Genomic DNA, 22,524 nt, shown 5'->3' on the forward strand with positions numbered 1-22,524 from the left:
ACGGGGCGGCGGCGTTCGGTGCTACACGTTCGACGCGACTACACGTTCGGTGTCGCTACACGCGCGGCGTGACTACGCGTTCGGCACCGTCGCGTACTTCGGGGTGCCCTCAGCCATCTGCTTCAGGGCGTCCTTGCGGTCCCGCTTCGACAGCTTGTCGATGTAGAGGGTCCCGTACAGGTGGTCGGTCTCGTGCTGGAGGCAGCGGGCGAAGAAGCCGGTGCCCTCGACGCGGATGGCGTTGCCGTCCTTGTCGACGCCGGTCACGGCCGCGTAGTCCGGGCGGGGAAGCTCGGCGTAGGCGGTGGGGACGGACAAGCAGCCCTCGTTGCTGTCGTCGAGCTCCCGGCGCCGGTCGGCCGGGTACTCCTCCAGCTTCGGGTTGATCACGTGGCCGATGTGGCGCACGCCCTCGTCGTCCGGGCAGTCGTAGACGAAGACCTTGAGGTCGACGCCGATCTGGTTGGCGGCCAGGCCGACGCCCTCGGCGGCGTACATCGACTGGAACATGTCGTCGATCAGCGCGGACAGTTCACCGTCGAACGCGGTGACGTCCTTGACCTCGCGGTGCAGGACGGGGTTGCCGACCACGGTGATCGGACGCGCGGTGCCCTTGGTCAGGTCGGGCTCCTCACCGATCACCTTCGCGGGGGCCTCGGACGCCGCCCCCTCCACGTCGTGCTCGTGCTCGTGGTCGTGCTGCTCCGCCATGTCTTCCGCTTCCATAGGTCTACGCGTACCTCACCAGGGTACTCAGCACACTTCTTCGAGATCCCGGTAAGCCCGGCTTGCGGGGGCGGCCGCGACCCAGCGGTCCAGCAGGGTGCGGACCAGGTGCGCCGGGGCGGCGAGCCCGCACTCGCGCTCGACCAGCCAGGACATCCCGGCCGCCCCGCCCTGGCTGAGGTGGCTGAGGTGGCCGGGGTGGGCGGCGTCGCCGTCGTCGTGGGGGTCGTGGTGGGCGACGACGCCGTCGTCGGAGGCCATCCGGCTCTCCGAGCAGGCGCGACACAGCAGCCGCACCGAGGAGGTCCAGTCCTCGGCCGCGTACCCGGCCTCGGCGACCAGCCGCTCCAGCGCGTCCCGGTCGCCGGCGGTGGCGGCCTGCAGCAGCACCACGTAGGTCGGCACCGGGGAGGGCGCCCACAGCTCGATCTCGTCGAAGACGGGGTAGGCGACGCCGTCGGTGACCCGCTCGCCGTGCGGGGCGCCGTCGTGCAGCACCACCTCGCCCCAGCGCCGGCCGGAGGAGGGCAGCGGGATGGACAGCACCTCGATCCGGGCCGGGTCCAGCCGCCGGCCCCACACCACCTCGGACTCACCGTCCGGGGACAGCCGCACCGGGGTGGTGCCGAGGTCCAGGCTGACCGGGCCGTCCCCGCCGGGGCCGCCGGGCACCTTCAGCCCGTACGCCTGCCAGGCGCGGCGGGCCAGCGGCCAGTCCTGCAGGGCGGTGGCGGTGATGCCGAGGTTCCACCAGTCGGGGGCGCCGTGCTCGCGGTCCAGCAGGGCGACGGCGCGCAGACCGGCCGAGCGGGCCTGTTCCCAGTCGCGGCGGAACTTGTGCAGCAGGGCGAGGTTGAACCAGGAGTCGGACAGCCACGGCTCCAGGTCGGCGGCCATCACCAGCAGGGCGCCGGCGTCCTCGTAGCGGCCGTCGCCGATCAGCGTGAAGGCCCGGTCGGTCGTCTGCCGCCAGGTGGCGGACGGCCGGTGCCGTGCCCGGTGGAAGATCCTCACGTTCGTCCCTGCCGTCGTCGTCCGCTCAAGTCCCCTGCCGCCGGGCCCGTTCCGTCCTCGACGGGGCCCGGGTCCCGGTGTTCCGGGTCGGTGTTCCACGCTACGACCGCATCCAACCACGCTCGCCCCCGCCCGCGCTCCCCACCGCCGAGGTTGGGGACCGCCCCTCCCCAGCCTGCCCGCCGCGGCGCGCCTCCTCAACCCCTGACCGACCCGACTCGACCGCGGCCCGGCCGATCCCGGCGCTCCGGGCCCGAACCGGCCGCCGCTCAGCCGCGCCCCTGCCCCCAGACCCGGTCGCCGCTCAGCCGCGCCCCTGCCCGCCGACCCGGGCGAGCGCGTCCACCACCCTGGCGTCGTAGACCCGCCCGCGCCCCAGCCGCAGCACCTCCAGGGCCTCCAGTCGCCCCACCGCCTCGCCGAGGCCCCGGCCGCGGGCGGCGGTGAGCAGGTCGTCGTGGGCGTTGGCGACCCGGATGATCCGGGCGGCGAGCGGCACCGGTCCGTCGCCGGCCACCGGCCCGGGGCAGGGGTCGGCCAGTCGGGCGACCTGCTCGGCGACCTGCCGGGGCACCCCGGTGCGGCTGATCACCTCGCTGCCCAGGCGGGCGATGCGCTGTTGCTCGTCGCAGGGCAGCAGCGCGGTGGCGCCGTCCGGCACCGGCTCGACCAGGGACAGCTGGCCGACGTCGTGCATCAGCGCGGCGTACTCCAGCAGGGCGAGCTCGCGGGTGCCCAGCCCCAGCTCGCGCCCGAGCGCGCACGCCGTGTCCGCGACCCGGCGCGCGTGCCCGTGCGGGGTGTACCCCGCGACCTCGGTGGCCCGGGCCAGGCTGGCGATGGTCTGCCCGGTGGTGGCCCGCACCGCCGCGGCCCGCCGGAAGGAGATCTGGGCGAGCAGCAGCGGGGTGCAGAACAGCGGCAGCGCCCACAGCCCGACCTCGCCGGCCGCCAGGCTGACCAGCATCCCGGTGGCGACGATCGCCGAGCCGATCCCGAACAGCGAGCGCAGCTCGTCCTCCAGCGCCGCCGGGAAGCGCGGTCCGTTGGCCCCGGCCCCGCCGTCGGCCGCCCGCCCGCGGGGCGGACGACCGGGGTTCGGGGGTCCGCCCGAGGCGCGCAGCAGCGCCGCCAGGGTGGCGTCGCAGAGCGCGGCCAGCGCGGCGACGGTGGTCAGGAACGCCCCGTAGGCCGGGCCCTCGGGCGAGAAGCGGTCGACCAGGCCGCCGTTGTAGAGCGGCTGGAAGACGGCCGCGGCGAAGCCGACCGCGAGCAGCCGGCGGGCGGCGCTGTCGCGGCGGGCCGGGTCGGCCCAGGGCGGGCGCCGGTGCGGGCGCCCGGGCCCGTGCGGCAGGGCGAGGCCCGGCAGCCAGCCCAGCAGCAGGCCGACGCCGGTCACCGCGACGACCTGGAGCGTGCCGTGCGCGGTCGGCACTCCGCGCAGCGGTCCGAGCAGGGCGTACGCCAGCGCGCCGGCCGCGCCGATGGGCGCCTGCTCGCGATCGCCCGGAAGGGTGATCCGGACGCATTCGCCGAGCGCGATCAGCCCGGCGAACGCCAGCGCGACCCTCGGCTCGGCGACCCCGCGCACCGCGACCGCGCCGAGCGCGAGCACCAGCAGCGCGGCGGCGGCCATGTGCACGGCACGGGCGGTGCGGCCGCGCGCCGCGAGGGCGCGGGTGCCCCGGCGGGTGCTCCGGTCGGCGGTCGCGGGCCCGGGGCCGGTCACGACGGCCCGGCCGCGCGGGTGGTCCCGCCCTGGGCGGGCACCCGGCCGGGCGCGGCCCGCACCGGCTCGGGCACCCCGAGCGGGATGTCCGGCACGGACCGTACGCAGTCCTCGGAATGCACCACCGGCTGCCAGCCGTGCACGGCCAGGGCGTCGATCAGCGCCCGCACCATCACCGGGTCGAACTGGCTGCCGGAGCAGCGCTCCAGTTCGGCGACCGCCTCGGCGACGGGGCGCCCGCGCCGGTAGGAGCGGGTGGAGGTCATCGAGTCGAAGGCGTCGGCGACGGAGATGATCCGGGCGAACTCGGGGATCTGGGCGCCGGCCAGTCCGCTGGGGTAGCCGCGTCCGTCCATCCGCTCGTGGTGGTGCAGGATCCCGGAGTGGGCCTCGCCGAGGAAGTCGATCCCGCGCACCAGCTCGTACCCGTACACCGGGTGGATCTCCACGGCCCGGCGCTCGTCCTCGCTGAGGGGACCGTTTCTGCGCAGCAGTTCGGTGGCCACGCCGAGCTTGCCGACGTCGTGCAGGATCCCGGCGAAGCGCAGGGTGCGCAGCCGCTCGGCCTGCATGCCGAGCTGACCGGCGATCAGCACCGAGGCCCGGCCGACCCGTTCGCTGTGCCCGCGGGTGTACGCGTCCTTGATCTCCACCGCCTGCACCAGCGACTGCACGGTGGCCTGGTGGGCGTCCTGCTCGCGCTGCCCCTGGGCGAACACCCAGGCCGAGATGGACAGCGGCAGCAGGGCCAGCAGCGCGGCGAACGCCCCGTACGGGCCCTGCCAGAGCACCGCGACCATCAGCCCGCCGGCCGCGTGCACCAGCACCGGCAGCCCGCACATCGAGCAGGCGCCGCGCAGCACCTCGATCGCTGGGCGGTCCTCGCTGAGCGCCACCATGACGCCCACCACCAGCCCGTTGACCAGGCTGAACGCGGCGACGGCGGCGAAGCCGGGCAGCAGCGCGGCCGGGAAGCGGGAGCCGAGCAGCAGCTGCGGGCCGCGCAGCAGGTGGAAGGCGACGGAGGAGGCGAAGGCGCACAGGGCGAGCTGGGAGCCGTTGAACAGCTGGCGCCGGCGGCAGCCCGGGCCGGTCGGGCCGCCGAGCAGCGCGGCCGGGGCGGCGACCAGGGCGGCGGCGGCCGGCGGGAGCATCAGCACCCCGGCGAACAGCACCGGGAAGAAGGTGTTCACCCCGGGCCGGGAGGGTGCCCGTCCGGTGGGCGCGGGGCGGCGCAGCAGCCGACGCAGCAGGAGGGAGCAGGGGGTCGGCAGGCCCTGGGCGAGCGACTCCCAGCAGCCGTGCAGGAAGCCGAGAAGTCCGACCTTGGGCCAGTCCGTCGGGTGGCCGAGCCAGCGCGGCACCCCGGGGGTGACGGCCTCGGGCAGCAGTGGCAGCAGGCAGCACAGGGCAGCCACCGGGACGGCCGCCAGGTAGCGTGCCGCCCCTTGCGGCAGGGTCGCGCCTCCACTGTCGGTAGCGATCTCGACCTCCCCGCGTCCGGCCCCGTGTTGCCTCAGCGCGCCGGGGTGGCCGACGGTGAGCGTCCGTCAGGAGGATAGGCCGCCGTCCGGGCGCGGGGACGCATGATCGCGCAATGGCGCAGTTGGCGCACCGCCAACTCACCCGTACGAGTGACGGCGCACGCGAGCAGAACGGGAGCGGCCCCGGGAGCGCATGCTCCCGGGGCCGTCGAACTCCCTGGTCGAACTCCCTGCTCGAACCGTTTCGCCCGCCCTCGCCGGCGGACGGTACGGACCGCTCCGCGGCTACTCCGCGGGGGCTCCGGCCTCGACCGGCGCACCGGGGCGCACGCCCGGCTCATCGGTCGCGTGCTCCGGGGCCGGCGTCTGGGCCAGTCTGGGCGCCGGACGGGCGGACTCGGCGTGCACCTCGACCGACGCCTCCACCGCGACGACCACCTGCTCGCCCGAGCGCTGCCCGGCCCGGATCGAGTCGATCCTGGCCAGCACCTTGCTGCGCAGGTCCGTCGGGGTGTCGTCGCAGCCGCAGGAACGCTTGATCAGCGCCTTGATCGCCTGCTCCAGTCCGTACTGCTTCAAGCAGGGCGAGCACTCCTCGAAGTGCACGCGCAGCTTGGCGCAGTCGCCCTCGGCCATCTCGTTGTCGAGGAATTCATAGAGGTGGTCGAGGACCTCGCCACACTCGGTTTCGTGCGGATCGCCGCAGCTCATGAGCCCGAGCCCTTCGCTTCCTGCCCTGCCCCGCTGCCGGCCGGGACGAGCCCGCGCTCACGGGCGTAGTCCTCCAGCATGCCGCGCAGCTGACGACGGCCGCGGTGCAGCCGGGACATCACCGTACCGATGGGAGTACCCATGATGTCCGCGATCTCCTTGTACGCAAAGCCTTCTACGTCCGCGAGATAGACGGCGATCCGGAATTCCTCCGGGATCGCCTGGAGCGCGTCCTTCACATCGCTGTCGGGGAGGTGGTCGAGCGCCTGGGTCTCAGCCGAGCGCAGACCGGTCGACATGTGCGACTCGGCCCTGGCCAGCTGCCAGTCCTCGATCTCCTCCGCCGCGGTGCGCTGGGGCTCCCGCTGCTTCTTGCGGTACGAGTTGATGAACGTGTTGGTGAGGATGCGGTACAGCCAGGCCTTGAGGTTGGTGCCCTCACGGAACTGGTGGAAGGACGCGTACGCCTTGGCGAACGCCTCCTGGAGCAGGTCCTCCGCGTCCGCGGGGTTGCGCGTCATGCGCAGCGCCGCGGAGTACATCGGATCGAGGTAGCCCAGGGCGTCGCGCTCGAAGCGCTCCCGCCGGGCCCCCTCGGACTCCTCCGCCGACACCCTGAAGGTGTCCTCACCGATCGCCTCGGCCAGCTCCTCACCGGTGAGCGCCTCGCCCGCAGGCAGGGCCTCGTCCGGGCCACGGCCCGGCTCGGCCTCGTGCTCGGTCCCGACGACCGGACCCACCTCCTCGGCATGACGGGCTCGGCCCACTGCGGGCCGCCCAGAAATGGAGGATATCGGGCTGACGGGCTTCTCGCCCGCGTCGATCCACTCCGGCCAGGAGGGGGTGAAGGCCGTGGCGGCCTCGCGCTCCTCAGGCCGTTCGGGGCACGCGATCGAACCCATCTGCCCTGCCTCTCACCGGTGACTCCTGCTGACGGAGACGACAACCACACCGGCCCCGCCCGCATTCCCGCCCCGACGCCCCATTCACTCGCACGAGTGATCGAGCGGAAACTCCCTGCTCACGGCCCCGCGCCCGGTACCGGCCACCCGGCACCGGCCGGCCGCTCAGACCAGCCCCAGCACCCAGTCACCCACCGACGAACAGATCAGCTCCAGCACCTCGTCCTGCCCCACCGACGCCCGCTTGGGCACCTCGAAACCATGGTTCCCGTACGGCAGCGCCACCAGCTCGTGCCCCGGCGGCAGCTCCGGGAACTCCTCCGGCCCGCCGAACGGGTCCGCCGCGCCCTGCACCACCAGCGTCGGCAGACCCGACCCCAGCAGTTCCTCCGCCCGGCTCTTCTCCGGCCTGCCCGGCGGGTGCAGCGGGAACGCCAGCGCCACCACCCCCACCGCCCCGCTCGCCGCCCCCGCCCGGCAGGCCACCCGCGCCCCCGCGCTGCGCCCGCCCACCACCAGCGGCAGCCCCTGCCCCACCAGGTGCTCCGCGACCGGCCGCCAGCCGGCGTCCAGGGTCTTCGCCGCCGACGGGCCGAGCTTCTTCCCGGCCACCTTCCAGGGCTGCTCGACCAGCGCCACGGTGATCCCGCGAGCCGGCAGCCACCCGGCCAGCGCCGCCAGGTCCCGGCCGTCGATCGCACCGCTGGTCCCGTGCCCCAGCGCCAGCACCGCCTTCGGCGCGGCGGCCCGGTGGTAGGTGATCCGGGCGTCCCCGGCCTCGGTGGCGACGAGTTCGGTGGTGGTCATCTCAGCGGCTCCCGAAGACGGTTCAGAACAGTGTGGTCTCGTACTCGACCTCGGCCCACGGCTCCTTGAGCTCCGGGCCGTTGTTGCGGATGCTGCCGACCGCCGGCGACACCGGCGTGGCCAGCAGCGCCCCCGGCGGCGGGGGTATCAGCAGCCGGCGCGCCTCCTCCGGATCGCTCAGCCCCGGGTCCAGCCAGTCGCCCCAGTCCCCCGGGTCGAGGAACAGCGGCATCCGCTCGTGGATCGGCGCCAGCAGCTCCTCAGCGTCCGTCGTGACGATCGTGAAGGTCACCAGCCAGGCCTCCGGATGCCCCGGCGGCACCGCCCGGTTGCGCCAGAACTCGTACAGCCCCGCCAGCGCCAGCGGGCTGCCGTCCGCCCGGGAGACGAAGAACGGCTTCTTGCGCGCCTTTCCCCGCTCGCCCGGCACCGTCTGCCACTCGTAGTAGCCGTCCACCGGCAGGATGCACCGGCGGGCGGCGAAGGCCTGCCGGTAGGCGGGCTTCTCGTGCACCGTGTCCGAGCGCGCGTTGATCATCTTCACCGCCGTCTCGGCGGAGTTCGACCACTGCGGCACCAGCCCCCAGCGCAGCGCCCGCAGCTGCCGCACCGGCCGCGCCGCCCCCTTGGCCTGCCGCTCCAGCACCACGAAGGCGCTGGTGGTCGGCGCCACGTTCCAGTTCGGATCCAGGGACTCCTGCGGGTCCCAGAACTCCACGTCGAACAGGTCGACGAGGTCCTCGGGCTTGCTGCTGGCTGCGAACCGACCGCACATGCGGGCCAGCTTGCCATGCCGCCCGCACTCACCACTTCCTCATCCCACCGGGAGAACCGCCCGCTGCCGTCCCGCCGTCCCCGCATGGGAGGCTGCCCCGAACGGCCCAACGCAGCGAACGGAGGCGACGAGCGCCGATGAACCCGAACAACCAGAACCTCGGCGAACTGTGGGACCGGGTCACCGGCGCCCAGGCCGCCCCGCCCGGCTGGCTGGTCCTCGCGACCGGCTGCGCCGCCCTGCTCACCGTCCTCGCCCGCCCGCTCTGGCACGTCGCCCGCAACGCCGTCACCATCGCCCACGAGGGCGGACACGGCCTCGCCGCGCTCGTCACCCGCCGCAAGCTCGCGGGCATCCGGCTGCACTCCGACACCTCCGGCCTCACCCTCTCCTACGGCCGCCCCACCGGCCCCGGCATGGTCCTCACGGCCGCCGCCGGCTACACCGCCCCCGCCCTGCTCGGCCTCGGCTGCGCCGCCCTGCTCGCCGCCGACCGGATCACCCTGCTGCTGTGGCTGGCCATCGCCCTGCTGCTCGCCCTGCTGATCCGCATCCGCAACGCCTTCGGGCTGTTCACCGTGCTGGTCGCCGGCGGCGCCTTCTTCCTGGTCTCCTGGTTCGGCAGCAGCCAGGTCCAGGCCGGCTTCGCCTACCTCGGCTGCTGGTTCCTGCTGTTCGGGGCGGTGCGCCCGGTCCTGGAGCTCCAGCACCAGCGCCGGATCGGCTGGGCCCGCGACTCCGACGCCGACCAGCTCGCCCGGCTCACCCACGTCCCCGCCCTCGCCTGGGTCACCGTGTTCCTGCTGATCGCCCTCGCCTGCCTGGCCCTGGGCGCCAACTGGCTGCTGCGGCCGCTGTAGCGTCCGCGGCCGGCTGCCGCGTCCCCGCCGTGTCCGCCGTGTCCGCCGTGTCCGCCCTGGCTTCCCACCATGCGGCCGTCGCCCGGGCCGTTCCGGTACGGCCCCTAGACTGGCCCACATGACCGAGACCCTGTGGCCCGCCCCCGTCGCCACCGCCCCCGTCGACGCCACCGTCACCATCCCCGGCTCCAAGTCGGTCACCAACCGGGCCCTGGTGCTGGCGGCACTCGCCGACGGACCGGGCTGGGTGCGCCGCCCGCTGCGCAGCCGCGACTCCCAGCTGATGGCCGACGGCCTGCGCGCCCTCGGGGTCACCATCGAGGAGAAGGTCAACAACGACTCCGGCGGCACCGGCGGCGGCGAGGCGTGGCGGGTCATCCCCGCCCCCGCGCTGCGCGGCCCCGCCAACGTGGACGTCGGCAACGCAGGCACGGTCATGCGCTTCCTGCCCCCGCTCGCCGCCCTCGCCGACGGCCCGGTGCACTTCGACGGCGACCCGCGCAGCCACGAGCGCCCCCAGCACGGCGTGATCAACGCCCTGCGCGCGCTCGGCGCCCGGATCGAGGACGGCGGACGCGGCAGCTTCCCGCTCACCGTCCACGGCACCGGCGGCCTCGACGGCGGCCCGGTCGAGCTGGACGCCTCCTCCTCGTCCCAGTTCGTCTCCGCCCTGCTGCTCTCCGGCGCCCGCTACAACCACGGCGTCGAGGTCCGGCACGTCGGCGGCCCGGTGCCGTCGCTGCCGCACATCCGGATGACCGTCGAGATGCTGCGCCTGGCCGGCGCCCAGGTCGACGCCCCCGAGGACGGCGGCGAGAAGGACGTCTGGCGGGTCACCCCCGGCGCCCTGCTCGGCCGCGACCTGGTGGTCGAGCCCGACCTCTCCAACGCCGCCCCGTTCTTCGCCGCCGCCCTGGTCACCGGCGGCCGGGTCACCGTCCGCGACTGGCCCAAGCACACCACCCAGCCCGGCGACCAGCTGCGCGACCTCTACACCCGGATGGGCGGCGCCTGCGAGTTCACCGACGAGGGCCTGCAGTTCACCGGCACCGGCCGGATCCACGGCATCGAGGCCGACCTGCACGACGTCGGCGAGCTCACCCCGGTGATCGCCGCCGTCGCCGCCCTCGCCGACTCCGAGTCCCACCTGTACGGCATCGCCCACCTGCGCCTGCACGAGACCGACCGGCTGGCCGCCCTCGCCAAGGAGATCAACGACCTCGGCGGCGACGTCAGCGAGACCGAGGACGGCCTGCGGATCCGCCCGCGCCCGCTGCACGGCGGCATCTTCCACACCTACGAGGACCACCGCCTGGCCACCGCCGCCGCGGTGCTCGGCCTGGCCGTGCCCGGCGTCGACGTGGAGAACGTCGGCACCACCGCCAAGACCCTGCCCGACTTCCCCGGGATGTGGGCGGAGCTGCTCGGCGAGGGCACGGCGGCGACGGACGCCTGAGCGGAGACTGGAATCATGCGCCGCTACGGCAAGGACGCCGACGAGGACGACATCCGCAACCGCCCCGCCCGCCGGGGCTCCCGGCCGCGGACCCGGATCAGGCCCAAGCACGAGGACGCCGCCGAGGCGATGGTGCTGACCGTCGACCGCGGCCGGATCACCTGCCTGGTCGATCCGGGGACCAAGCAGGAGCGCGAGGTCGTCGCCATGAAGGCCCGCGAACTGGGCCGCAAGGGCGTCGTCGTCGGCGACGTGGTCAACCTGGTCGGCGACCTCTCGGGGGACGCCGACACCCTGGCCCGGATCGTCCGGGTCGAGGAGCGCGGCTCCGTGCTCCGGCGCACCGCGGACGACGACGACCCGTACGAGCGGATCGTCGTCGCCAACGCCGACCAACTGGCCATCGTCACCGCGCTGGCCGACCCGGAGCCCCGCCCCCGGCTGATCGACCGCTGCCTGGTCGCCGCCTACGACGCGGGCATGGAGCCCCTGCTGGTGCTCACCAAGTCCGACCTCACCCCGGCCGACGAGCTGCTGGAGTCGTACGCCCCGCTGGGCATCGACTACGTCGTCACCCGCCGGGACGAGCTGGAGACCACCGGCGCCGAGGCCGTCCGCGAGCACCTGCGCGGGCTCTCCACGGTGTTCATCGGCCACTCCGGCGTCGGCAAGACCACCCTGGTCAACGCCCTGGTCCCGGACCGCCAGCGGCAGACCGGCCACGTCAACGCGGTCACCGGCCGCGGCCGGCACACCACCGTCTCCGCCCTGGCCCTGCGGCTGCCCCCGCCGCCCGGCGCCAAGCCCGGATCCCGCAAGGCGCTCGACCCGGGCTGGGTGATCGACACGCCCGGCTTCCGCTCCTTCGGCCTCTCCCACATCGACCCGTCCCGGGTCATCCACGCCTTCCCCGACCTGGAGCCCGGCACCGTCGACTGCCCGCGCGCCTGCAGCCACGACGAACCGGACTGCGCCCTGGACGCCTGGGTCGCCGACGGCCACGCCGAGGGCGCCCGGCTCTACTCGCTGCGCCGTCTGCTGGCCAGCAAGGAGGCCCGCGAGGGCGACTGACGGCTTTGCCGTCCCTCGGGTCCGTGACCCGTTCGAGGTGTCGGACCGGCCCGCCCTGGCGATCATAGGAAAGTCGGGCCGGGCACGGCCCGTCCGTCGATCGACAGGGAGGGCACCCGATGGCATGGGCCCTGGTGATCCTGGCCGGCCTGCTGGAGACCGGCTTCGCGATCAACCTCAAGCTCAGCGAGGGTTTCACCAAGCTCTGGCCCACCATCAGCTTCTGCGTGTTCGCCCTCAGCAGCTTCGGGCTGCTCACCCTCTCGCTGAAGAGCCTGCCGGTCGGCCCCGCCTACGCGGTGTGGACCGGCATCGGCGCGGCCGGCACCGCCATCTACGGCATGGCCTTCCTGGACGAGACCACCTCGGTGCTCAAGCTGGTCTCCATCTCGCTGGTGATCGCCGGGGTGATCGGCCTCCAGCTCAGCGGCTCGGCCCACTGACCGCCCGGCCCGACCCGCCGACCACCCACCGAGACACCCGGACCGGCCCGACCCACTGAGCTAGGGTTTCCGGCATGGCCGACTACCACGACGATCTCCGACTCGCCCACGTCCTCGCCGACTCGGCCGACTCGATCACCCTGGAGCGCTTCCGCGCCCTCGACCTGAAGATCGAGACCAAGCCGGACCTCACCCCGGTCAGCGACGCCGACAAGGCCGCCGAGGAACTGGTGCGCGGCGTGCTCCAGCGCGCCCGCCCGCGCGACGCCGTCCTCGGCGAGGAGTTCGGCCTCCAGGGCTCGGGCCCGCGCCGCTGGGTGATCGACCCGATCGACGGCACCAAGAACTACATCCGCGGCGTCCCGGTCTGGGCCACCCTGATCGCCCTGCTGGAGGACGGCCCGGACGGCGTCGAGCGCCCGGTGGTCGGCATCGTCTCCGCCCCGGCGCTGCAGCGCCGCTGGTGGGCCGCCAAGGGCCTGGGCGCCTACGCCGGCCGCAGCCTGGCCAAGGCCTCCCGGATCCACGTCTCCGGCGTCTCCCGGATGGAGGACGCCTCCTTCTCGTACTCCTCCCTCACCGGCTGGGAGGACCGCGGCCGCCTGGACCCGTTCCTGGACCTCACCCGCGCCTGCTGGCGCACCCGCGCCTACGGCGACTTCTGGTCCTACATGATGGTCGCCGAGGGCGCCGTGGACATCGCCGCCGAGCCCGAGCTGTCGCTGTGGGACATGGCCGCGCCCTGCATCGTGGTCGAGGAGGCCGGCGGCCTGTTCACCGGCCTGGACGGCGTCCCCGGCCCCGGCGGCGCCGACGCGGTGGCCACCAACGGCCTGCTGCACGACGAGACCCTGCGACGGCTCTCCGTCTGACCCGCAGGCGAGCGGGCGAGTAACCAGCGCGGGCCCGGATGACCAGTGGGAGCTGGTCATCCGGGCCCGCCGCTCGTTCCGGTCCGGCTACTGCTTGCGCAGCTCCCGGACCGCCGCCTCCAGCCGCTGCCCGTAGTCGGCGTCGGCCTTGCGGAAGTTGTCGATCGCCCGCTCCACGATGTCCTCCCGGTCGGCCGAGACCTTGGCGATGAAGCCCGCCAGATTCGCGATCAGCCGCTGCTTCTCCTCCTCGGAGAACAGCCGGTAGAGGTCGCCCGCCTGCACGAAGTCGTCGTCCTCGGCGTGCGAGGGCGCCGCGTGGGTGCCGGTGGAGCCGTCGACCGCGGTCGCCGCCCACAGCGGACGGCCGGTCTGCACCGGGCCGCCGAAGCTGTTCGGCTCGTAGTTCTTCTGCCGCCCGTGCCGGCCGTCGTACAGGTGGCCGTCGCGGCCGTTGGTGCGGGCCTCGGTGGCGTGCGGGCGGTTGACCGGCAGGTGGTCGGCGTTGATGCCGACCCGGTAGCGGTGGGCGTCCGCGTAGGCGAACAGGCGGCCCTGGAGCATCTTGTCCGGGGACGGCCCGATGCCGGGCACGAAGTGCGCCGGGGAGAACACCGACTGCTCGACCTCGGCGAAGACGTTGTCGGGGTTGCGGTTGAGCTCCAGTCGGCCGATCTCGACCGGCGGGTAGTCGGCGTGCGGCCAGACCTTGGTCAGGTCGAAGGGGTTGAAGCGGTACGCGGCCGCGTCGGCCGCCGGCATGATCTGGACCTGCACCGTCCAACTGGGGAACTCACCGCGCTCGATCGACTCGCGCAGGTCCCGCTGGTGGCTGTCCGGGTCCTCGCCGGCGAGCTTGTTGGCCTCGGCCTGGGTGAGGTTGCGGATGCCCTGGTCGGTCTTGAAGTGGTACTTGACCCAGAAGTGCTCGCCGGCCTCGTTCTGCCACTGGAAGGTGTGCGAGCCGTAGCCGTTCAGGTGCCGGTAGCTGGCCGGGATGCCGCGGTCACCGAACAGCCAGGTCACCTGGTGGGTGGCCTCGGGCGACAGGCCCCAGAAGTCCCAGACGTTGTCGGCCTCCTGCGAGCCGGTGTACGGGTCCCGCTTCTGGGTGTGGATGAAGTCGGGGAACTTGATGGCGTCCTTGATGAAGAACACCGGGGTGTTGTTGCCGACGAGGTCGTAGTTGCCCTCCTCGGTGTAGAACTTCAGCGCGAAGCCGCGCGGGTCGCGCACCGCGTCGGCCGCGCCGAGATTGCCGGCCACGGTGGAGAACCGCAGGAAGACCTCGGTCTGCTTGCCGATCTCGGACAGGAAGGCCGCCCGGGTGTACGGCGTCACGTCGGCGGTCACCGTGAAGGTGCCGTACGCGCCGGCGCCGCGGGCGTGCACCACGCGCTCCGGGATCCGCTCGCGGTTGAAGTGCGCGAGCTTCTCGAACAGCAGCTGGTCCTGGATCAGGGCCGGGCCGCCGACACCAGCGGTCGCGGTGTTCTGGTTGTCGGCGACGGGGGCTCCCGCCTCCGTGGTGAGGGTCGGGCGCAGCTCGTCCTGCGTGGTCATAACGGGTCGCCTCCGAGGGATCCGGTCGTGATGACACGATCCTAACTTGGACTTCGTCCAAGTCAACACTGGCACCAATCTCGGAGCCTGACTTATTCTGGTCCCATGAGTGACCTGCTGGAGAGACTGCGCGGACGCGGCTGGCGGCTGACCTCGCAGCGCCGGGTGGTGGCCGAGGTCCTCGACGGCGAGCACGTCCACCTCACCGCGGACGAAGTGCACGCCCGCGCCGCCGCCCGCCTGCCCGAGATCAGCCGCGCCACCGTCTACAACACGCTCGGCGAACTCGTCACCCTCGGCGAGGTGCTGGAGGTCGCCACCGACGGCCGCGCCAAGCGCTACGACCCCAACGCCCACCGCGCCCACCAGCACCTGGTCTGCTCCGGCTGCGGCGCGATCCGCGACGTCCACCCCCAGGGCGACCCGCTCACGGCACTGCCCGCCGCCGAGCGCTTCGGCTTCGCCGTCACCACCGCCGAGGTCACCTACCGCGGCCTGTGCCCCGACTGCCGCCGCTGAGGCGGAGGCCGACGGCCCGCTACGCGCTCAGCTCCGCATGCAGCGCGCCCAGCAGCCGCCCGGCCCGCTCCGCGACCTCGGCCGGCCCGTAGTCGATCGCCCGCCGGCACCAGTTCTCGGCCTGCACCGGCTCGCCCCGGCGCAGCGCCAGCAGCGCCAGGCGCAGCGCCGCCCGCCCGTGCCCGGCGTCGGCGGCCCGGGTGTACCAGAGCATCGCCTCCGCCTCGCTGTCCTGCCGGGCCAGCAGCAGCCCCAGGTTGAACGCCGCGCTGCGGCTGCCCGCCTCGGCGGCCCGCCGGTACCAGCTCTCGGCGATCTCCAGCGCCCCGCGCTCGGCCGCCCGCACGCCCATCCGCACCTGCGCCCGGCGGTGCCCGGCGTCGGCCGCCAGCGCGTACCAGTGCTCGGCCTCGGCATCCGCGTCCCCGCGCCGGTCCAGCACCGAGGCCAGCCGGAACGCGCCCTCCGCCGAGCCGCCGGCCGCCGCCTGCCGGTAGCGCTCCAAAGCGCCGGACAGGTTGCCGCGCTGCTCCTGGGCGACCGCCAGCTGCAGCGCCGCCTCGCCGTGGCCCTCGGCGGCGGCCCGCGCGTACCACTCCTGGGCCTGCCGCACCTCGCCCCGCCCGGCGTGCAGCACGCCCAGGTTGAAGGCGCCGTCCACGCTGCCGGCCTCGGCGGCCTTGGAGAACCACGGCTCGGCGCCGGACTCCTCGCCGCGCTGGAGCAGCATCACGGCCAGCGCGTTGCAGGCCTCCCGGTGCCCGGCGTACGCGGCCCGGCGGTACCACTGCTCGGCCTGCTGCTCACGACCGGTGCCGGCGCAGAGCAGGCCGAGGTTGAAGGCGCCGTTCTGGTCGCCCGCGTCGAGGGCGGTGCGGTACCAGTGCTCGGCCGCCTTGGCCTCGCCGCGGCCGGCGTGCAGGGCGCCGAGCGCGTTGGCGGCGTTGCCGTCGCCGGCCTCGGCGGCCTCCTGCCACCACTCGGCGGCGGCGACGACGTCCCCGGAGTCGCGCAGCAGGAAGCCCAGCGCGCAGGCGGCCCGCGGCTCCCCGTTCTGCGCGGACTGCCGGTACCAGCGGGCCGCCTCCTCCAGCAGCGACCGGTCGTCGCCGGCGCGCTCCTCCAGCAGCACGCCCAGGCGCAGCGCGGCGCGGGCGTGGCTGCGGGCGGCGGCCGTGCGGTACCAGGCCTCGGCGGTCTCCTTGTCCCCGGCGGCCTCGCGCATCCGGGCCAGCCGGTAGGCGGCCTCCCGGTGCCCGGCGTCGGCGGACACCTTGAACCAGCGCTCGGCCCGTACGTCGCGCCGGTGCTCCATCAGGTCGCCGAGCGCGTAGGCGCCGAGCGGGTGGCCGTGGTCGGCGGCGAAGTGCAGCCAGTACTCGGCGGCCTCCTCCTCGCCCTGGTCGCGCAGCTGGAGCCCGAGCGCGTGCGCGGCGGGGGCGCTGCCCGCCACCGCCGCCTGGCGCCACCACTGGCCGGCCTCGGCGCGGTGGCCCTGCTGGTGCAGCAGCACGCCCAGGTTGTTGGCGGCGGCCCGCACCCCGGCGGCCGCGGCGGCGCGCAGGTAGGGCTCGGCGTCCTCCAGGTCGCCGCGGCGCAGCAGCAGGGTGCCGAGCCGGCCGGCGGCGTCCGCGTCGCCGTCGTCGGCGGCCTGCCGGTGCCGGGCCTCCAGGGCGGCGGACTCCCGGGCGGCCAGCGCGGTCTCGAAGCTGGTGGGGTCCAGCCCGGCCGGGTCCAGTGCGGCGCCCGCGGACGATTCGTCGCCGCCCGCCCCGTACGGGCCGACGGCGGCGGAGAACTGACGGGCGGACACGTGGACCAGGCTGTCGGGCCCGGAGCCGCCGACCGCGGGACGCTCGGACAGCCCGCTGGTGCGCTGGGCGGGCAGGGCCCCGGGGCGGTTGTCGGGGCTCTCGGCGCTCTCCGCCCAGGCGTCGGTGTCGGCCTCGACGGCCGCACCGGACTTGGCGCCTGACTTGCCGATCAGCCTCATGCCGACTCCCGCTCCCCCAGAGTGTCGCGGCATCGTGCCCCGGCCGACGGCCGGGGGGACTCCCAGGAGAGGCGCCGGACCCGACGGCCCATCAGCGGCCGTGCACCGTCCCCCGTGTGTCCCATCGTCGCATCACCCGCTACCCGCGTACACCTGCCCCGGCCGAATTCGGGTGGGGCGGACCCGAAGCCGACGGAATTGCTTCGGCGCTTTGTCGATTTCCCGACACTTCCACCCCACAAACCCCGGTGCCGTCCCCGTTGGCGACGGTCGATAGTACCGGAGCGGTTCCCGCCGCTTCCGGACGGAAACATCCGGGAACGACAGAGGCCCGGAGGAATGATCCTCCGGGCCTCTGACACTGAGTAGCGGGGACAGGATTTGAACCTGCGACCTCTGGGTTATGAGCCCAGCGAGCTACCGAGCTGCTCCACCCCGCGTCGTTGATCAAACAATAGCACGGTTCCAACGGCGCACATGCCAGGGGCCCGGAGGAAGAATCCTCCGGGCCCCTGGCACTGAGTAGCGGGGACAGGATTTGAACCTGCGACCTCTGGGTTATGAGCCCAGCGAGCTACCGAGCTGCTCCACCCCGCGTCGTTGTGGTTGAACCGTAGCACGGACGCGGGGTGGAACCAAAAGCGGTTACCGCAGCTCAGCGGGGACTACGGGTGCGGACTGGCCGCCCCCGTGCCGGTCGGCGCCGCCGTCGGGGTCGGCGCCGGGCTGCCGCCGCGGGCCGCGTCGGCCGCCTTCAGGGCGTCCCCGAGCGCCTTCTGGGCGTTGCCGTAGGCCACCCAGTCGCCGTTCTTGAACGCGGTCTGGCTGTCGTTGTACGCCTTCTCCGCGTCCGCGAGCGCCTTCTGCAGCTCCGGCGAGAGCGTCCCGCCCGGCGCCGGGGTGCCCGGCCCGGTGGGCGTGGGCGTCGGCGTCCCCGGGGAGGTCGGCGTCGTGCCCGAGCCCGGCGTCGTGCCCGGGACGGGCCCGCCGCCCGGGTTGGACGGCGCGACCGGCGTGGCCGGCGGGGCCTGCCCGGCGAACAGCTTCTTCAGCGCGTCCTCCAGGGTGTTCTCGAAGGCCACGTTGTCGTCCCCGTACACCGCCAGGACCTTCTGCAGCGTCGGGTACTTGGCGCCGCGCCCGCGCACGTACACCGGCTCCACGTTCAGCAGGCCGCCGCCGACCGGCAGGGTCAGCAGGTTGCCGTACTCCAGCTCGGTGTCGCCGCCGCTCTTCAGCGCGAAGATCTGGTTGGCCACCTCCTGGCGGGAGTTGAACTTCGACTGCACCAGGCCGGGGCCGGGGGCGCCGCTCTCGCCGGTCATCTTCAGGATCCGGATCTTCCCGTAGTCGTCGCCCGGATCCGCGTTGACGGCCATGAAGGCCGCCAGGTTCGGCCTCTGGTTGGGCACGAAGCTGCTGGTCAGCGAGAAGCTCGCGGCGGGGGCGTCCGGCATCCGCACCGTCACGTAGTACGGCGGCTGGACCTGCTTGGTGTCACTGGTCGGGTCCACCGGGACCTGCCAGATGTCACTGCCGTTGAAGAAGGAGTTGGCGTCCGTCACGTGGTACTGGCCGAGCAGGTCGCGCTGCACCTTGAACATGTCCTGCGGGTAGCGCAGGTGCGGCAGCAGCGTCGCCGGGATGTCCGCCTTCGGCTCGACGGTGCCCGGGAAGGCCTTCATCCAGGTCTTCAGCACCGGGTCCTTGTCGTCCCACTGGTAGAGCTTCACCTCGCCGGTGTAGGCGTCCACCGTGGCCTTGACCGAGTTGCGGATGTAGTTGACCTGGTTGGCGACGCTCAGCAGCTCACCGCGCTGGTTGGTCAGCGAGTCCTTGGTCGCGGTGCCCAGCGTCGTCTTCGACGAGAACGGGAAGCCGTCCGAGGTGGTGTAGCCGTCCACGACCCACACCACCCGGCCGCCCTGCACCACCGGGTACGGGTCCGCGTCGATCGACAGCCACGGCGCGACCTTCTCCACCCGCTCCTTCGGCGTCCGGTTGTAGATCACCTTGGCGCCGTCGGTGATCGCCCCCGCGTACAGGATCTGCGGCTCGGCGAAGCGCACCGCGTACGCGGCCCGGGTGATCGGGTTGTTCAGCGAGACACCGCTGTCACCGCCGTACGTGTACTCCACGTTCTGGCCGGTCTTGATGTCGGTGTAGTCGATCTCCTTGTTGGCGCCGCCGACGATCGAGTACGTCGTCGTCTTCTCGCCGTAGTAGATCCGCTGCTCGTAGTCGCCCAGCGAGCCGGTGGCCGGCAGACCGGACTCGGTGAACACCGGCCCGCCCTTGTCGTCGACCTGGTTGCCCTTGGCGACGGCCGCGCCGTAGCCGTGGGTGTACTTGAAGTGGTCGTTGATCCAGTTGCGCTGCACCCCGTTGAGGTCCAGCTCGCGCAGGCCGATCACGGTGTCCTGCTTGTCCGCGCCGGTGCCGTAGCGGTCCACCGACAGCGTGCTCGGGAAGGCGTAGTAGTTGCGCTGCTGCTCCAGCGACTGGAACGTCTGCGACACGATGTTCGGGTCCAGCAGCCGCACGTCCGCGATGGTCTGCGCGTCCGGCTTCAGCGCGTCACCCGTGGTCGAGCCCTGCGGGCTGTACGGGGTGGTCTCCGAGGCCGCGATCCCGTACGCCTGCCGCGTCGCGTCGATGTTCTTCTGGATGTACGGCGTCTCCTTGGCCTGCTCGTTCGGCTTGACCTGGAACTGCTGCACGATCGCCGGGTACAGCCCGCCGATCAGCACCGCCGACAGCACCATCAGTCCCAGCCCGATCAGGGCCGGCGCCCAGGTGCGGCGGATCGGGGTCAGGAAGAACAGCACCGCGCAGATGATCGCGACGAAGAACAGGATCGTCTTGGCCGGCAGGAACGCGTTGGCGTCCACGTAGCGCAGGCCCGTCCAGCCCGAGACCCCCTTGTAGGAGCCGGTCTTCACCGCCAGCGCGTACCGGTCCAGCCAGTACGCCACCGCCTTCAGCAGCACGAACACGCCCAGCAGCACCGCCAGGTGCCCCTGCGCGCCCGCGCTCGCCCGTCGGCCCGGGCCCTGCAGCCGCAGCCCGCCGTACAGGTAGTGCACCAGCGCCGAGGTCAGCAGCGAGACGATCACCGCGCTGAACGCGAAGCCCAGCACGAACTCGTAGAACGGCAGGTCGAAGGCGTAGAAGGAGACGTCCATGCCGAACTGGGCGTCCTTCTCGCCGAAGGACGTCGCGTTCGTCCACATCAGCCAGGTCCGCCACTGGCCCGACGCCGCCGCCCCCGCCACCAGGCCGATCACCAGCGAGACGCCGATCAGCGCCCAGCGCTTGAACGGCGCCAGGCCGGCCCGGTAGCGGTCCAGGCTCTGCTGCTCCACCGACATCGCCGACAGCGGCGGCCGCAGCCGGTGCGCCAGCCAGACGTTGAAGCCGACGATCACCGCCATCAGCAGGCCGAACACCGCGAACAGCCCGATCTTCGTCCACAGCTGGGTGGTGAACACCGAGGAGTAGTGAACCGACCTGAACCACAGCCAGTCCGTCCAGAAACCGGCGAACATGACGAACAGCAGGAAAAGCACCGCGAGTACGCCCAGGGTCAGCAGGGCCACTCTCGCCCGCCGGGAGGGCGGGCCCACCCTCCGCCGGAAACCCGGCCCTGAGCGTTCCGGCATCTGGAATACCACGGTGGCACCTCAGCTGTGTCGTCTGGGATCAGTCGGTCGTCAGAGCAACTTAACCAGGCTTCGGCCGAGTTCCCACCGTTAGCAGACGGTTACTACGGCGTTCCCGCCCGGCCCCCGCCGACCCCGCGCCACACCCCCCGCCGGGCCCCTCGCCGAGCCGCCCGCGACCGCCCCGGCGAGCGCCCGCCGCCCGGCGTGTGAGGATTGAGTCATGTCCGACGCGCCTGATCTGAACAACTCCCCCGACGACGTCTCCAAGCTCCCCGCCGCCACCCCGCTCACCCGGGCCGCGCTGGAGATCGACGAGTACGCCGCCACCCTCGGCTGGGACCTCCCGGCCCGGCTGTTCGCCCTGGTGGACAGCGCCGCCCTGCGCAAGGCCGATCCGCACATCGCCAAGCAGCTCGGCCTCGCCGACACCGACGAGCCCGGCCTCACCCCGGTCGAGCAGGACGAGCTCCCGGAGGGCATGGAGCTCGACAAGTTCCTCGGCACCATCGCCTGGCCCGCCGCGGTGGCCGGCTGCGCCCTGGTCGTCGAGCGCCTGATGCTGCCGCCGGGCGCCGAGCAGTCCCGCCCCCGGGGCGCCAGCGACGCCCAGCTCGCCGAGTGGGTGGCCAACCACCCCAAGCGCGAGGAGGTGCGGATCACCGCCGCGGTGCTGCGCAACGGCAAGAAGGAGATCGCCCTGCGGCTGCGCTCCAAGGACGTCGCCCGCGAGGTGCTGACCGGCCCGGACCTCGTGCCCGGCCTGACCGACGCGCTGCTGGCGACCTTCTCCTGAACCCCGCGCCCCGGCTACTTGGGGCAGGACGGCAGCGCCGAGGTCTGCCCGGAGCGGATCTGCTCCAGCGACTTCAGCGCGCCGTCCAGGGTGTCGGTCTTGATCAGGGTCAGCCCGGACGGCACGTTCTTGTCGGCCTCGGCGCAGTTCGAGGACGGGGTGAAGAAGTACTGGGCCCCGGCGTCCCGGGCGGCGATCAGCTTCATCGATATCCCGCCGATCGGGCCGACCTTGCCGTCGTCGTCGATGGTGCCGGTGCCCGCGACGAACTTGCCGCCGGTGAGGTCGCCGCCGGGGGTGAGCTTGTCGATGATGCCGAGCGAGAACATCAGCCCGGCGCTCGGGCCGCCGACGTCCTGCAGGCCGATGTCGATCTGGAACGGGTAGGTGTGCCGGATCCCGGTGCCGATGCCCACCACCGCGAGCTCGGCCCGCTCGGCCGGGGCCTTCGGGTCGAGGTCCTTGGCCCGCACGGTCGGTACGGTGACGTCGGTCTTCGTCCCCGGGGTGGTGGCGCCGTTGCCGGAGGCGTCCTTGGTCCGCGGCACCACGGTGAAGACCACCGACTCGCCGGGCTTGTGCTTGGTGACGGCGGCGACCACCTGGTCGACCGAGTCGACGGCCGTGCCGTCCACCGCGACGATCTGGTCGGCCGCGTGCAGCCGGCCCTCGGCCGGCGCCCCCGCGGTGACCGACTTGACGATCAGTTCGTCGCCGACCGGGACGCCCAACTGCTTGAGCGCCGCGGTGCGGGCGCTGTCCTCGGAGGAGGCGAACTCCTCGGCGTTCTGCTTCTTGGCGTCGGCGTCCGACTGCCCCTTGGGGTAGACGTTGTCGTGCGGAACCACCAGCACGTCGTCGCGCAGCCAGCCGACCACCGCGTTGACCAGGCTGGGCTCGTACTTGGCCCCGGTGACCTGGACGGTGGTCATGTTCAGGTGTCCGCTCGTCTTGTACGAGTCGTGCCCGGTGATGGTGATCACCGGCTTGCCCCCCTGCTCGCCCAGCGTGTTGTACGTCGGGCCCGGGCTCATCTCCGTGTACGGCACCTTCATCAGCACCGAGACGCAGAGCAGCGCTATGAGCAGCAGGGTGGCAGCGAGCATCGTCGCGGAGCGGCGTGGCATGCCTCGACAGTACG

19 protein-coding genes and 2 tRNA genes are annotated in these 22,524 nt (G+C 73.2%); 7 read left to right on the forward strand and 14 right to left on the reverse strand.

Annotated elements, in window-relative coordinates:
* Window positions 1–72: 72 nt before the first annotated feature.
* The 8 genes from def to ACFWIS_RS24045 form a co-directional block, all read right to left on the reverse strand.
* Entirely contained in the window at window positions 73–726 is a 654-nt protein-coding gene (def, locus tag ACFWIS_RS24010) for a peptide deformylase (RefSeq protein ID WP_380459063.1), read from the reverse strand.
* A 27-nt stretch (window positions 727–753) separates the two neighbouring features.
* Complete coding sequence (locus ACFWIS_RS24015; RefSeq protein WP_380459061.1) at window positions 754–1,740, reverse strand: tetratricopeptide repeat protein; 987 nt, start codon at window positions 1,738–1,740, stop codon at window positions 754–756.
* Window positions 1,741–2,044: 304 nt separating this feature from the next.
* Window positions 2,045–3,469, reverse strand: coding sequence for an HD-GYP domain-containing protein (locus ACFWIS_RS24020; protein ID WP_380459059.1), 1,425 nt, complete (start codon window positions 3,467–3,469; stop codon window positions 2,045–2,047).
* The gene (locus ACFWIS_RS24025; RefSeq protein WP_380459057.1) at window positions 3,466–4,887 is read right to left on the reverse strand and encodes an HD-GYP domain-containing protein; all 1,422 of its coding nucleotides are present in this window, start codon (window positions 4,885–4,887) and stop codon (window positions 3,466–3,468) included. Before ACFWIS_RS24025 ends, ACFWIS_RS24020 begins: the two co-directional genes overlap by 4 nt.
* Window positions 4,888–5,238: 351 nt before the next feature.
* Entirely contained in the window at window positions 5,239–5,664 is a 426-nt protein-coding gene (rsrA, locus tag ACFWIS_RS24030; RefSeq protein ID WP_380459054.1) for a mycothiol system anti-sigma-R factor, read from the reverse strand.
* Entirely contained in the window at window positions 5,661–6,404 is a 744-nt protein-coding gene (locus tag ACFWIS_RS24035; RefSeq protein ID WP_380459155.1) for a sigma-70 family RNA polymerase sigma factor, read from the reverse strand. Before ACFWIS_RS24035 ends, rsrA begins: the two co-directional genes overlap by 4 nt.
* Before the next feature lie 327 nt (window positions 6,405–6,731).
* Window positions 6,732–7,373: an alpha/beta family hydrolase gene (locus ACFWIS_RS24040; RefSeq protein ID WP_380459052.1), complete on the reverse strand. Its 642-nt coding sequence runs from the start codon at window positions 7,371–7,373 to the stop codon at window positions 6,732–6,734.
* A gap of 22 nt (window positions 7,374–7,395) precedes the next feature.
* The gene (locus tag ACFWIS_RS24045; protein ID WP_380459050.1) at window positions 7,396–8,148 is read right to left on the reverse strand and encodes an SOS response-associated peptidase; all 753 of its coding nucleotides are present in this window, start codon (window positions 8,146–8,148) and stop codon (window positions 7,396–7,398) included.
* Between the two features lie 137 nt (window positions 8,149–8,285).
* On the opposite strand from ACFWIS_RS24045, the gene ACFWIS_RS24050 reads away from it, so the two are divergent.
* The 5 genes from ACFWIS_RS24050 to hisN all read left to right on the forward strand — a co-directional run bounded on the left by ACFWIS_RS24050 (window position 8,286) and on the right by hisN (window position 12,850).
* On the forward strand, window positions 8,286–9,008 hold the full coding sequence (locus ACFWIS_RS24050) for a M50 family metallopeptidase (RefSeq protein ID WP_380459047.1): 723 nt from the start codon (window positions 8,286–8,288) through the stop codon (window positions 9,006–9,008).
* A 118-nt stretch (window positions 9,009–9,126) separates the two neighbouring features.
* Window positions 9,127–10,464, forward strand: a complete 1,338-nt coding sequence (gene aroA, locus ACFWIS_RS24055; protein ID WP_380459045.1) for a 3-phosphoshikimate 1-carboxyvinyltransferase — start codon at window positions 9,127–9,129, stop codon at window positions 10,462–10,464.
* 15 nt (window positions 10,465–10,479) lie between these two features.
* Entirely contained in the window at window positions 10,480–11,535 is a 1,056-nt protein-coding gene (gene rsgA, locus ACFWIS_RS24060) for a ribosome small subunit-dependent GTPase A (RefSeq protein ID WP_380459042.1), read from the forward strand.
* 119 nt (window positions 11,536–11,654) lie between these two features.
* Entirely contained in the window at window positions 11,655–11,978 is a 324-nt protein-coding gene (locus ACFWIS_RS24065; protein ID WP_188303055.1) for a multidrug efflux SMR transporter, read from the forward strand.
* A gap of 74 nt (window positions 11,979–12,052) precedes the next feature.
* The gene (gene hisN / locus ACFWIS_RS24070; protein WP_380459039.1) at window positions 12,053–12,850 is read left to right on the forward strand and encodes a histidinol-phosphatase; all 798 of its coding nucleotides are present in this window, start codon (window positions 12,053–12,055) and stop codon (window positions 12,848–12,850) included.
* A gap of 87 nt (window positions 12,851–12,937) precedes the next feature.
* On the opposite strand, the gene ACFWIS_RS24075 is transcribed toward hisN, so the two are convergent.
* A complete protein-coding gene (locus ACFWIS_RS24075; protein ID WP_380462718.1) occupies window positions 12,938–14,413 on the reverse strand; it encodes a catalase in 1,476 nt (491 codons plus the stop codon).
* A 105-nt stretch (window positions 14,414–14,518) separates the two neighbouring features.
* Here ACFWIS_RS24075 and ACFWIS_RS24080 point away from each other — a divergent pair, with 105 nt between their 5' ends.
* The gene (locus tag ACFWIS_RS24080; protein ID WP_380462716.1) at window positions 14,519–14,932 is read left to right on the forward strand and encodes a Fur family transcriptional regulator; all 414 of its coding nucleotides are present in this window, start codon (window positions 14,519–14,521) and stop codon (window positions 14,930–14,932) included.
* A 19-nt stretch (window positions 14,933–14,951) separates the two neighbouring features.
* Here the strand turns inward: ACFWIS_RS24080 and ACFWIS_RS24085 are convergent, their stop codons facing one another.
* The 4 genes from ACFWIS_RS24085 to ACFWIS_RS24100 all read right to left on the reverse strand — a co-directional run bounded on the left by ACFWIS_RS24085 (window position 14,952) and on the right by ACFWIS_RS24100 (window position 20,587).
* Window positions 14,952–16,925: a sel1 repeat family protein gene (locus ACFWIS_RS24085; protein WP_380462714.1), complete on the reverse strand. Its 1,974-nt coding sequence runs from the start codon at window positions 16,923–16,925 to the stop codon at window positions 14,952–14,954.
* Between the two features lie 366 nt (window positions 16,926–17,291).
* Window positions 17,292–17,365 (reverse strand) — tRNA-Met (locus ACFWIS_RS24090).
* An 83-nt stretch (window positions 17,366–17,448) separates the two neighbouring features.
* A tRNA-Met gene (locus ACFWIS_RS24095) sits at window positions 17,449–17,522 on the reverse strand.
* A gap of 68 nt (window positions 17,523–17,590) precedes the next feature.
* Window positions 17,591–20,587 (reverse strand): UPF0182 family protein, encoded by a 2,997-nt coding sequence (locus ACFWIS_RS24100; protein ID WP_380462712.1) that lies wholly within the window; start codon window positions 20,585–20,587, stop codon window positions 17,591–17,593.
* A gap of 223 nt (window positions 20,588–20,810) precedes the next feature.
* Between ACFWIS_RS24100 and ACFWIS_RS24105 the strand changes: the two genes are divergently transcribed.
* A complete protein-coding gene (locus ACFWIS_RS24105) occupies window positions 20,811–21,383 on the forward strand; it encodes a PPA1309 family protein (RefSeq protein WP_380462710.1) in 573 nt (190 codons plus the stop codon).
* A gap of 14 nt (window positions 21,384–21,397) precedes the next feature.
* Here the strand turns inward: ACFWIS_RS24105 and ACFWIS_RS24110 are convergent, their stop codons facing one another.
* Complete coding sequence (locus ACFWIS_RS24110; RefSeq protein ID WP_380462708.1) at window positions 21,398–22,510, reverse strand: PDZ domain-containing protein; 1,113 nt, start codon at window positions 22,508–22,510, stop codon at window positions 21,398–21,400.
* Between the last annotated feature and the right edge of the window lie 14 nt (window positions 22,511–22,524).

Origin of the sequence: Kitasatospora sp. NPDC127060 (assembly GCF_042724935.1) — a bacterium.
Lineage (GTDB): Bacteria > Actinomycetota > Actinomycetes > Streptomycetales > Streptomycetaceae > Kitasatospora.